Annotated in this window: 10 protein-coding genes and 1 pseudogene; 4 read left to right on the top strand and 7 right to left on the bottom strand. The window is 67.0% G+C overall.

Going from position 1 to position 11654, the window contains the following annotated elements; translation table 11 throughout:
• Positions 1-4: 4 nt before the first annotated feature.
• The 6 genes from CKJ85_RS07380 to CKJ85_RS07355 all read right to left on the bottom strand — a co-directional run bounded on the left by CKJ85_RS07380 (position 5) and on the right by CKJ85_RS07355 (position 6589).
• Positions 5-1918, bottom strand: coding sequence for a peptidoglycan D,D-transpeptidase FtsI family protein (locus tag CKJ85_RS07380; RefSeq protein WP_369825032.1), 1914 nt, complete (start codon positions 1916-1918; stop codon positions 5-7).
• 292 nt (positions 1919-2210) lie between these two features.
• Positions 2211-3026 carry a hypothetical protein gene (locus CKJ85_RS07375; protein ID WP_198947153.1) on the bottom strand — a complete coding sequence of 272 codons (816 nt, stop codon included), beginning with the start codon at positions 3024-3026 and terminating at the stop codon, positions 2211-2213.
• Positions 3027-3063: 37 nt separating this feature from the next.
• Positions 3064-4158: a 16S rRNA (cytosine(1402)-N(4))-methyltransferase RsmH gene (gene rsmH, locus CKJ85_RS07370; protein ID WP_095534975.1), complete on the bottom strand. Its 1095-nt coding sequence runs from the start codon at positions 4156-4158 to the stop codon at positions 3064-3066.
• Positions 4159-4369: 211 nt separating this feature from the next.
• Positions 4370-4804, bottom strand: coding sequence for a division/cell wall cluster transcriptional repressor MraZ (mraZ, locus tag CKJ85_RS07365; protein WP_038591497.1), 435 nt, complete (start codon positions 4802-4804; stop codon positions 4370-4372).
• A gap of 762 nt (positions 4805-5566) precedes the next feature.
• Positions 5567-5959, bottom strand: a complete 393-nt coding sequence (locus CKJ85_RS07360; RefSeq protein ID WP_095534976.1) for a DUF3040 domain-containing protein — start codon at positions 5957-5959, stop codon at positions 5567-5569.
• Between the two features lie 186 nt (positions 5960-6145).
• Positions 6146-6589: an SAV_6107 family HEPN domain-containing protein gene (locus tag CKJ85_RS07355; RefSeq protein WP_095547256.1), complete on the bottom strand. Its 444-nt coding sequence runs from the start codon at positions 6587-6589 to the stop codon at positions 6146-6148.
• 139 nt (positions 6590-6728) lie between these two features.
• Here CKJ85_RS07355 and CKJ85_RS07350 point away from each other — a divergent pair, with 139 nt between their 5' ends.
• The 3 genes from CKJ85_RS07350 to CKJ85_RS07340 are packed head-to-tail and all read left to right on the top strand — an operon-like array spanning position 6729 to position 9942.
• Positions 6729-7295 carry a GNAT family N-acetyltransferase gene (locus CKJ85_RS07350; protein WP_095547257.1) on the top strand — a complete coding sequence of 189 codons (567 nt, stop codon included), beginning with the start codon at positions 6729-6731 and terminating at the stop codon, positions 7293-7295.
• A gap of 56 nt (positions 7296-7351) precedes the next feature.
• Entirely contained in the window at positions 7352-8455 is a 1104-nt protein-coding gene (locus tag CKJ85_RS07345; protein ID WP_095553912.1) for a polyprenyl synthetase family protein, read from the top strand.
• Entirely contained in the window at positions 8455-9942 is a 1488-nt protein-coding gene (locus CKJ85_RS07340) for an alpha-(1->6)-mannopyranosyltransferase A (protein ID WP_095553911.1), read from the top strand. The genes CKJ85_RS07345 and CKJ85_RS07340 overlap by 1 nt, the downstream gene beginning before the upstream one ends.
• On the opposite strand, the gene CKJ85_RS07335 is transcribed toward CKJ85_RS07340, so the two are convergent.
• Positions 9914-10306: an Rv2175c family DNA-binding protein gene (locus CKJ85_RS07335; RefSeq protein WP_095538123.1), complete on the bottom strand. Its 393-nt coding sequence runs from the start codon at positions 10304-10306 to the stop codon at positions 9914-9916. The genes CKJ85_RS07340 and CKJ85_RS07335 overlap by 29 nt on opposite strands.
• A gap of 1 nt (position 10307) precedes the next feature.
• Here CKJ85_RS07335 and CKJ85_RS07330 point away from each other — a divergent pair.
• Positions 10308-11609 (top strand): annotated as a pseudogene (locus tag CKJ85_RS07330) (protein kinase); the annotation flags it as partial.
• Positions 11610-11654: the final 45 nt, after the last annotated feature.

Below are 11654 nucleotides of genomic sequence, written 5' to 3'. Positions count from 1 at the left end.
CACCTTACTGCTGCTGCAGCACATACGGCTTCGCCTCCGGGCTCGGCGGGATGTTCTCGTGGTTGAGCAGCCAGGCGGCGATGTCCTTGAACACCGGCGCGGCGGACTGGCCGCCGGCGCCGCCTTCGAGGGGGCCGCGCGTCGGCTCATCAAGCATGATGGCAACAACGAAGCGCGGATCGTCGGCAGGCGCGATGCCCGCGAACGTGATCCAGTACTGACTCTGTGAGTACGCGCCCGTGTCCGGGTCGACCTTCTGCGCAGTGCCGGTCTTGCCGGAGAGCTGGTAGCCCTCGATCTCGTTGCCCTGGGCGGTACCGTTTTGTACACCGGCCGGGTCGGACTGGAAGGTGGCCCGGAACATATCCACGACGGTGCGCGCGGTTTCTTCGCTGACCACGCGGTTGGTCGCTGGTGCGGGCTGCTCGATCTGCTCGCCGTCCGGGCCGGTGATCTGCTTGATCACGCGCGGTTCGACGCGCTCGCCGCCGTTGGCCAGGGTCTGGAACACGCTGGCCATTTGCAGCGCGGACCAGCTCATTCCCTGGCCGATCGGGAGATTGGCAAAGGTGCCGCCGGACCACTGCTCCAGGACGGGGACGATGCCGGCGGACTCGTTGGGCAGCTCGATGCCCGTGGTCTTGCCCAGGCCGAAGCGCTGCAGGTAGTCCCAATAGCGCTCCTCGCCGAGGCGCTGCGCGAGCTGCAGGGTGCCCACGTTGGAGGACTTACCAAAGATGCCGGCGGTGGTGTACGGCATGACGTCGTGCTGCCAAGCGTCTGCGACCGTCACCCCGGCCATGTCGATGGAGCCCGGGACCTGGTGGACCTCCTCCGGGTTGGTCGTACCCTCCTCGATCGAGGCAGCAGCGGTGATGATCTTGGCCACCGAGCCCGGCTCGAACGGGTGCGAGACCGCGTTGTTTTCAAAGTCGCGGCCCTCCTTGAGCTGCTTGTTCAAGTCGCCGTTCGGGTCGATCGTGTCGGTGTTGGCCATCGCCAGGACCTCGCCGGTGTGGGCGTCGAGCACGACCGCCTGCGCGTCCTTTGCCTCGGAGTTGCGCTTCGCCTGCTCGAGGGTCTGCTGCACGTAGGTCTGCAGGTCCAGATCCACGGTGAGCTCGACGCGTGCGCCGTCGACGGCGGGGACGACGTCTCGCAACGTGCCCGGGATCGCGGTGCCGCCGGCGGCGACATCCTCCGTGGAGCGGCCATTGATGCCGGTCAGCGCGGCATCGCTCGATGCCTCGAGGCCGAACTGACCCTGGCCGTCCATGGAGACCTTGCCAATAATGTTCTCGCCGATCGCGCCGTTCGGGTATTGGCGGATGTCCTGGTTGTCCGCGGCAAGGCCGTGGAACGTGCGGGCCAGCGCGCCGGCAACGTCTGGGTCGACGTTGCGGACGAGCACTTCGTAGTTGGAGTCCGAGTGCAGCTTGTCCAGGATGTCCTTCGGCTTGACCGAACTTTCTTGGGCATCCGGCCCCGCGTTTTCGGCAGCATTCTGGTTCCCCGCCTTTGCGCTGGGCTTCGCGCCGCTGGACTTGGGCAGCTCGAGGCCGTCCAGGTCGCTCAGCACGTCGAGCGAGTCCTCTCCCTCCTCCGGCTCGCGGAGCACGACGCGGTGCTCAATGGCCAGCGGGATCGAGTTCGCCATCTGGCGCAGGCGGTCCTCGACGCGAGCGTCGAGCTGCTGCTCGATGTCGGATTCGGAGACGTCGTCCTGGCGCATCTTGTACGTCTCCAACTCCGCCAGCTCCTGGCGCAGCACGACCGGGGACACCGTCAGGGAGCGCGCCTGCATGGTGTAAGCGAGTTGGTTGCCCTCGCGATCAACGACGTCACCGCGGCGGGCCGGGTCGACGTAGACGCGGGCGCGCTGTGTCTGCGCCTGCTCGCGCAGCTCCGGGCCCCACATGAGCTGAACCCACGCGAGACGAGCGACCAGCACGGCCGCGACGATAAGGAATACGGCCACCACGAAACTGACGCGGGCGTTGGTCAGCTTGCGCTGATCCATCGCGCTCCGCGGCAGCTTCACGCTTCCCCCTCCCCGGCGCTTGCCGGGGCCCTTTCGCTGAGGCTGTCGAGCAGCTGAGCCACGTGGCCGTCGCGACCCCGATTCCACCACGTGTCCTCCTTGTGTTTGCAGAGCCCTCCTGGCTCTCCGGCGTTGTTACCGATGAGCTGGCCGGTGCAGGTACCTCATCTTAGAAGTTTGATGCGACGTTTGGTTGGTACGGCGCGACGTTATCAATCTGCGCGTGGGCCGGGGGCGCCGACTGTCCTGCCTGCCCCTGCTGTGCCGGTGCCGCCGACGGGCGCTGGCCGGCGTTGCGGCTGCCACCCGGGGTTGCGGTGAGCGCGTCGCTGATCTCTGCGGTGGCCTTCTTGTCACTGGAAGCGCGGCCAGCGGGTGCGTTCTCGCTGTTGACGTCGATGACCTTCGCGTTCTTCTCCGGGTCGAACTCGCGGCGGGTGTTGGCCTTGCCGTCCGCCGCGACGTCGACAATGCCCGGCTCTGAGGCGACGAGCATGCCCTGATCCGCCGCGTTTTGCGCCAGCTCAGCGGAGGAGCGACGCTGCTCGAGGTCGCGGTTCAGGGTTTCCACCGAGCTCTTCAGATCGCGCTCCTGCGACTGCAGCTTCTCAATGACAAAGGACTGACTGGTGGCCAGGCCGGACAGCACCATCGCGATGATGACGCCGACGATGAGCAGCGGCAGCCCCACCGAAGACACGACAGAGAAGCGGCGCTTCGCTGCGTCGGCCGGCGCTGCGACGCGGCGGCCGCGCACCGTGACCACCTGCTGCGAGCCGAGGCGACCGCGCGACTTGGTGTGCGGCACGTGCGGCTTGACCGGGCGCCCGGTACGGGTGGGGCGCTTCGTGGTCGTGCGCGCTGCGGAGCGCCCGCTCGGCTTCACGCGCGATCCCGCTCGTCCTCGCGCGACGGATTCGCCGGCGCGGCTTGGTCGTTCAAGCGTGTCGGTCGATCCTGTTGCGGTGAAGTCTCGTGCTCCCATGTTCTGATTCCTTTTCGGCCTTGTCCAGTCGAGTCAGCTACTGGTTGGGAAGTTGTTGGGTGGGAAGTTGGTGTGCGGGGCGTTGCAGTGACGGTTCCTGCGGTGCTGAATCGTTCGGTGCGGAGACAGGTGCGGCGTTGTCCGCACACAGTCTCTCTATTCCTCGCACTCGAACGGGAGCGGCGCGCGGGTTACGCTCGATTTCTTCTTTGGAAGCCTTCTCCGCACCGTGGGTAATCGGTGCGAACTCCGCGGCGGTGCCAGGCAAATCCATCGGCAGCCCGGGCGGGGTTTTCGAAGTGGTCAAATCACGGAACGCAGCTTTGATGATCTTGTCCTCGTGGGACTGGTAGCTCATAAACACAACGCGACCACCAGGCGCAAGCAGGTCCGTGACCACGGGGATCACGCCGCGGATCGCGTCCAGCTCTCCGTTGACCTCGACGCGAAGTGCCTGGAAGGTGCGCTTTGCCGGGTGTCCACCGGTGCGGCGGGTCGCCGCCGGAATCGTGTTGTACAGCAACTCCACCAGTCGGGCGCTGGTGGTGAACGGCTCCCGCTCACGCTCCTTAAGCACCGCGGACGCGATCTTGCCCGCGAAGCGCTCGTCCCCGTAGGTCTTGAGCACCCGCGCCAGGTCACCGTGGCTGTACGTGTTCAGCACGTCAGCGGCAGTAATGCCGTGCGAGGGGTCCATCCGCATATCCAGCGGCGCGTCCACGCGGTACGCAAACCCGCGCTCCTCCTGGTCCAGCTGCATCGATGACACGCCCAGGTCAAAGAGAGCACCGGCCACGCCGACCTCACGGACGAGATCGAAGGCGGGGCCGGCAGCGCCAGCGATTGCCGCACCCATGTCGTCGAAGCGCGCCTGCACGGGGGCGAAGCGATCACCGAACGGGGCGAGCCGCTCCGACGCCTGCGCCAGCGCGTTCGGGTCACGGTCCACGCCGATCACGTGCGCATCAGGGAACGTGCGGAGGAAATGTTCGGTGTGTCCGCCGGCGCCGAGTGTGGCGTCGATAAGCACTGCCTTCGCACCAAGCTTCTCGACGCCCGGCGCCAGCAGTTCGGCCATACGATCGCGCATCACCGGCACATGCCCGTGATTAGCCGCGACGGAGTAATCCATCGCCGAAAGGTTGTCATTCATCCGAGGATCCTCCCTCCGTCTCGCTTGTCGCTTTCGTATCGCCCAAATCCCACGAATGGGGAGCGCATAGAGCCCTGCCCGGGGCGGCAGTTCTGATGTCGGGGAAGTACACCAGAACGCTTCACGCCCCGGACAGAGTCCGTACACGCTCTCCGTCAGTAGTCACACGCCCACTGCCGGGTAGTCAGCCCTACAGCAGACCGGAGAGAATGTCGTCATCGTCCGCCGCCGAGAAGGCGGCTTCAGTCTCTTCTTGGTACTGAGCCCAAGACTCAGCGTCCCAAATCTCGAGAAAATCCACCGAGCCGATGACCACGCACTCCTTCGTCAGGGAGGCGTACTCCCGGTGCGCCGGCGACAACGTGATGCGACCGGAACCGTCGAGCGTCTGCTCATCCGCACTGGCAGCCAGGTTACGAATGAACGCGCGCGCCTTCGGGTTCGTCCGGGACGCCGCCGCAGCCTTTCTGGCCCTGGCGGTGAACTCCTCCCGCGGATACACCGCGAGCGAATGATCCTGCCCCTTGGTCACCATCAACCCGTCCGCGAGCCCCTCTCGGAACTTCGCGGGCAGCGTCAGGCGCCCCTTGTCGTCCAGCTTGGGAGTGTAGGTTCCCAGAAACATCCGGCGACCCACCTCTCCTTCACCTTCGGAATCGGCTCTGAAATTTTCTCTGCGCCAATTCGTGCCGCACACGTAGTCAAGATGCACGCCACGCCTTCACGCATGGCCCACTTTAACCCACTTTCCCCCACTAACGCCACACCACACGGGAAAATTCTTTTCACGTCGCGCATTTCTCCTGCACAACGGGCACGTTTAGCGGTGGGGCGCGGTCCCCTTCCCGTTGGGGCTCGGCGCCACATGGGTCGCTTTTTGACGCCCCTACCTCACCATCACCACACGCCCCTCCAGCCCCTCCACGCGCCCGAAGTGCAAAAGCCCAGGAAAATCGCTGAGCCGGGGTGCACGCAGCCGCCGCGAACGGCGTCTGTAGTGGGGGCAAGTGGCGGAGTGGGAGAAAGTGGGGCGTCCTGGTGGGGCGAAGTGGGTGGCCCCCAGAGCACGCGGGAACACCGGTAATGCGCCACCGGGGCAGAAGTCTGGCCGACCCAGGGCGTTGCCGGGGTGAGGTCGGGCCTGTTTGACGAGATCACCATGACGAAGAAGCGAGGATTTTCCTACGACTTCGTCACGGTGATCTCGTCACCTGGGTGTCGAAAGCGTTGTCAGAGCGGATGACACGTCCTGACTCATGGACGCCCGGAGCCGGAAAGAGCCTGAGCACCCGAAGAGAGTGCGGACATGAAAAAACGCACCCCAGAACGGGATGCGCTGAACAAATCTGCGGGGCAACAACTTCCCCGGGCAGTACCTACCGGCGGTCTACTGCCGATCCTCGAAACGACGGCGGAAACTCTCCTCCATCGACGCGCCACGGCGCGACTGCGGCGCCGCGTTCGCCTGCTGCGGTCGGAGGTGCGGGGACGGGGTTGCGGGCGTACGCAACGCCATGACACCACCGAACATCATCACGCCGAAGCCCACGATGCTGATGAGCACCATCCACACACTGACGGTTGCGAGCGCGACACCGCCGAGCAGGAGCACAAGACCCAAGACCATCAGCGCGACGCTACGGAGGGTGATCTTGCCGGACGGCTGACGGCCTGCGTAGTCAGCGTCTTGCGCGACCGAGCTCCCGAACTGCGGGTCCTCAGCGAGAAGCGACTGCTCGATCTCTCGGAGGGCGCGCTGTTCCTGTTCAGAAAGAGACAATGGCTTCACTCCCCAGCTATACGGCGTGTTGACCGCACTCAATCGGTGGTTGAATCGCCTCGGCGGCGAATCATCTTATGGGTACAACGGTCATCCTACTCAGATTGTTCCCGCCGGAGAATCGGTTCAGCGAACTGTGCTGATTTGCCATTCGCCCACAGCGCACCCCGCCTCCATGCCGCCGTACTAGGCCACCAGTGGAGGTTCCGCGCCAAACTCCGGCAGGGACGCCAGATAGAACTGCTCCGCCTCGTCCAGCAGGGCCGTCACCTTGTCCATCTCTGGGCGCTGCTGGATGCCAGAGGCAACGCGGCCACGCAGTGCCGAGTAACCACGAAACGTCGCCGCCCACCGCTTGCCGTCCGGACCGGTGAGCGCCAGCTTGTCCCACGCGCTACTCGGCAGCCGCTTTCGCCGGCGTATCTCCGGCGCGGTGGCGCACACCGCTCCCGCAGTACGCAGCGCGGCCAGGTACGCCTGCTCAAGAGCGAGCGCCTCATCCCCCTCCTCGAGCTCCTCGTGGGCCTGCGCCAAGAAGGCGTCCGCGGCGGCAAGGAAGCGGTCGCGCTTGGCGGTGGAGGACGCGGAGCGGGTAGTTGCGGAAATCACGCTGGCAGTAGTGGTGTTCATCGGGCTGTCCTTTCCTATTGGGATGTCGTTGGTGTTGACCTTAAGGTGCGGGGCGAACACGGTGGCGTCGATAATCGCTCAAATGTTCGAAGTTGTGGCTTCTTCCACGGCGCGAGTACCGGCATGGTTCGATGGAGACGTGACCGTAGACATTCGCCCCCTGAGCAAGGCTGAATTCGCGTACCTTGCACCGCAGCTCGTGGACATTTACCTCGACGCGATGGAGTACCCGCGCTCGATCCGCCCCGAGCGGATCCGCGTTTGGCGCGGCGAAGTCACCACCCCCGGGTTCGTTGCCTTCGCCGCCGTCAGCGGCGAGCACGTTCTTGGCGTGGCCTACGGATTCCTGGGCAGCCGCGAGCGCTGGTGGGACCGACAGCTCGTCCGCGCGATGCGAGAAAACGGCGGGCCGACCGACCACGACCGCGCAATCCTGCGCAACTACTTCGAGGTTGCGGAGGTCCACGTCTCCCCCAGCGCCCAGGGGCACGGCATCGGCGCGCACCTCCTGCGCGCGCTCCTCCAGGCGACACCTGCGCCCCACGCGCTGCTGTCCACCCCGGAGGTCGAGCAGGAGGCCAACGCCGCCTTCCGGCTCTACCGCAGGTTTGGGTTCACCGACGTCGCCCGCGGCTTCTACTACTCGGGGGACCCGCGCCCGTTCGCAATCTTGGGACGCACCCTGCCGCTGCCGTCCGACGGGTAGGTAATCTTGCGGTAGCACGACGCCCCCACACTCATGAGATATAAGGAGTTCACACCGTGGCCGATAGGAGCACCCCGCTAGACCAGATCCCCGCGGCCGTGGAAGCACAACTCCGCCAATTCTTTGACCAGCAGCGCGAACCGGTCGCCCGCATCGGGGAGCCCGTCACCAACGCGGTAGCCCACCTGGAGCGATTCGTCCTGGGCGGCGGAAAGCGCATCCGTCCGCTCTACGGTTGGGCCGGCTTCGTTGGCGGCGGCGGGCTGGAGCGCGGCGGCTCGGCATCCGCCGAGGACCCGGAGGCAGTCTTGCGCGCCGTCAGCGCGCTCGAGTTCATCCAGGCCTGTGCCCTCGTCCACGACGACATCATTGATGCCTCCGACACCCGGCGTGGCAACCCGACCGTCCACCGCGCCGTGGAGGCCGAACACCTCGCGGCCGGCAGGCGCGGCGACGCCGCCACCTTCGGCGAACACGCCGCCATTCTCATCGGAGACCTCGCCCTGGTGTGGGCCGAGGACATGTGGCGCTACTCCGGCCTGAGCGACGCCGCCCTCGAACGCGCCGCGGCGCCGTGGCGAGGGATGCGCACCGAGGTCATCGGCGGCCAGCTGCTCGACATCATGCTCGAGGCGCAGGGCAGCGAGTCCATCGAACTTGCGGATCGCGTCAACCGGTTCAAGACCGCCGCGTACACCATCGAACGCCCGCTGCACCTCGGCGCAGCGATCGCGGGCGCGCCTGCGGATACCATCGAAGCCTTCCGCGGCTACGGCCACGACATCGGCATCGCCTACCAGCTCCGCGACGACGTCCTTGGCGTCTTCGGAGACTCCGCCGTCACCGGCAAGCCGGCCGGCGACGACCTCCGCGAGGGCAAGCGCACCGTCCTCTTCGCCACCGCGCTCCAGCTGCTCGACGAGTCCGACCCGTCCGCCGCGGCCGAGCTACGCACCGGCATCGGTACCGCCACCGCGCCTGAGGAGCTGGCCCGGCTGGCGGAGCTGATTGCGGAAAGTGGGGCGCTGGAGGGCGTCGAAAAGCGAATTGAGGCCCTTACTACCTCGGGGCTCGCGCACCTGGAGACCGCCAACATCGACGACGCCGTGGCCGACACCCTGCGGCAACTGGCCATCAAGTCCACGGAACGGCGCGCCTGATGCAGCGCACGCTCTGGCTTGGCGTCGCCGCCAGCGTGTGCATCGCGCTTGGCTCCTACGGCGCGGGCGCAACGCGCAACCGCAGCGGGCTGATGCGGGAGCTCGGCCTCGACGCCCTCACCTACGGCCACGGCCGCGGACTCATGAACGGCCTGCTTACTGTGGGCATCCTTGGTCTTGTCGTGGCCTGGCTGATGCTCGGCCGCGCCCGCCCCGGCCTGCGCGCGACGCGACTGGCCACCTGCGCCTGGACCGCACCGCTCGTGCTCAGCGGGCCGGTGCTGTCGCGCGACGTCTACTCCTACCTCATGCAGGGGGCAATGCTTCGCGACGGCTACGACCCCTACACCGAGGGCGCAGCCGTCAACCCGGGGCCGTACCTCTGGGAGGTCAGCCACGACTGGCGCAACACCACCACCCCGTACGGCCCGTTACACCTCGGGCTGGGCAAGGCGATTACCTCGGTCGTCGGCGACGACGTCACCGCCGGGTTGGTGGCGTACAAGCTCATCTCGCTCGCCGGCTTCGCCCTCATCGTGTGGGCGGTACCGCGGATCGCCCGCGAGCTCGGCGGCGACCCGGAGTTCGCCCTCTGGATCGGCGCCACAAACCCGGTCATGCTGCTGCACCTCGTCGGCGGCATGCACAACGAATCCGTCATGGTCGGCCTCGTCTCGGCTGGCCTGCTCGCGTGCATCGCGCCGCAGTGCCGCCGTGTTGCCTGGTCCACCGCAGGCATCGCGCTCATCGCGCTCGCCGTCTCCTTGAAGGCCACCGCGGCGATCGCGCTCCCCTTCGTCGTCTGGATCCTGCTCGCGCGCGACAACGGCGGCGCGCACGCCAGCTGGCCGCGCCGCGTGGGCGTGTTCATCGGCAGCGGTGCGTGGACCGTCGCCGTCACGGCCGCGGTGGTCAACCTCGTCACCGTGCTTTCCGGATCGTCGTGGGGCTGGGTCGAGGAGATCTCCGGAAACTCCAAGGTGGTCAACCCGCTGTCCGGGCCGACGCTGCTCGCCGAGCTCATCACGCCGATCGCGCAGCTGATCAACGAGGACTTCCACTACAACAGCGCCCTCGCCGCCACCCGCGCGGCCAGCGGGATCCTCATGCTCGCCGGGCTCGTCGTCGTGTGGTGGTTCTTCCGCCCCAAAGACAGGGCGCTTGCCAGCTCCACCGCCGTCGCCGGCACCACCGCCGCCTACGCCGTCGCCTTTATCGCCAACTCGGTGACGCTGCCCTGGTATTACGCGTCGCTCATCTCACTGGTGGGCACGTTCCGTGCCCCGGTGTGGGTCAAGCGGGTCGCGGTGGGCGGCTCCGTCGTCATCGCGCTCGCGTTCACGGGCAGCGGCAACCACCGCTTCTACGACCCGTGGTTCCTCGTGCTCGCGCCGTTCGCGGCGCTTCTGTCGGTCGTGTTGGTGTGGCCGCGCGGTGGCGTCGATAAGCAGGTCGGCGCTAGAACGCCATCGCCTGCGCGCGCCTGATCACCTCGCGCGCGCCGTGGCCGTGCAGGGCGTCGATCGGACGGCCCGGGAGCGAATCGTCCGGGGTAAACAGGTATGCGAGGATCTCTTCCTCGGTAAATCCGCCGTCGTAGAGCACCGTGATCGCGCCGGTGATGAACTTGCTCATCTCGCCGTCGCTGAACAGCACGGCCGGGATGTACTTCTTGCCGTCCTTGCGGTAGACCACGAGCTTCTTGCCGTTCACGTAGTCGTGCACCTTGGTCACGGGGATGCCGAGCATCTCCGCAACATCGGGCATGGTGAGCAGTTCTTCGCCAGCGAGAAGATCATCAAGAGTATTCACGGAACCGTAGTTTAGCGCCGAGCGACGGGTGTGCACCATACTGGTCAGCATGCGTGGAGGAGACTACCTGGACAACCGATACGTGATCGACAGGCCGATCGCGCGTGGCGGCATGGCCACCGTGTACCGCTGCGTGGATACCCGGCTCGGGCGCGAGGTCGCCGCAAAAGTCATGCACGAACAGTACGTTCATGACCCGGTGTTCCTCGACAGGTTCCGCCGCGAAGCCCGCGCCATGGCGCAGCTGTCGCACCCGAACCTGGTCAACGTCTACGACTTTTCCGCGCAGGGCGACACCATCTTCCTCATCATGGAGCTCATCACCGGCGGCACGCTTCGCGAGCTCCTCGCCGAGCGCGGCCCGATGCCGCCGCACGCGGCCACCAGCGTGCTCCGCGGCCTGCTCACCGGGCTCGGGGTCGCGCACGCCAAGGGCCTTGTCCACCGCGACATCAAGCCCGACAACGTGCTTATCAGCGCGGACCACCAGGTCAAACTCGCCGACTTCGGGCTCGTGCGCGCCGCCGCCGAGTCGCCGCAATCTACCGACCAGATCGTGGGCACCGTGTCCTACCTCTCGCCGGAGCAGGTCAACGGCTCCGCGATCACGCCCGCCTCAGACGTCTACTCCGCCGGCATCGTCCTGTTCGAGCTCCTCACCGGCCGCACCCCGTTCACCGGCGACACGCCGCTCGCCCACGCCTACGCACGCTTGCAGGATGATGTGCCGCCGCCGTCGCAGCTTATCGACGGAGTGCCCATGCTCTTCGACGAACTCGTCACCACCGCGACAGCCCGGACCCCCTCCGAGCGGTTCCGCGACGCCGGGGAGTTCCTCGATGCGCTCGACGACGTCGCGCGCGACCTGCGCCTTCCCGCCTACACCGTGCCGGCCCCAAAAAACTCGGCCGCAAACCGCGCCGCAGCGCACCCCACGCGCTTCGGCTCCCAGCCGCGCCCTCCGCACCCTCCTTATCCTCAGCGCCCCAACGGAGCAGGATCCACGCGCGCCGTTCCGCAGGCCGAGCGGCGCCTGTTCCCGGATGCCCCGGGCGCTGGGGCCGCGGCTGCGGTCCCGCAACCAGTCCCGCAACCTGCCCCGCAACCGGTGCCCGCGCCAACGCGGCAGGCTCCCGTCGCGCCGCCACCGACGCAGCGGCGGCCAACACCGGCGGCACCGCCAGCCGCGCGCGGACCGCGCCCCAAGGTGCGGCGCGTGTCCAACCGATCAGGCCTGGGGGTTGTGGTGTACGTGCTGTTCGCGATTGCAGTCACCGCAGCCGTCGCCGTCGGCGGTTGGTGGTTCGGGTCGGGCCTCTACGGCGAAATCCCTCCCCTGCTCAGTTCCGCGCTGGGTGGCTGAGGAAGGGAGGGATCGCGGGGGCGT

The sequence above is a fragment of the Corynebacterium sp. NML 150383 genome, from assembly GCF_002285085.1.
Classification (GTDB): Bacteria; Actinomycetota; Actinomycetes; order Mycobacteriales; family Mycobacteriaceae; genus Corynebacterium; species Corynebacterium gottingense.
The sequence above is the reverse complement of the archived record's forward strand: the minus strand, read 5'-3'. Positions and strand labels throughout refer to the sequence as shown.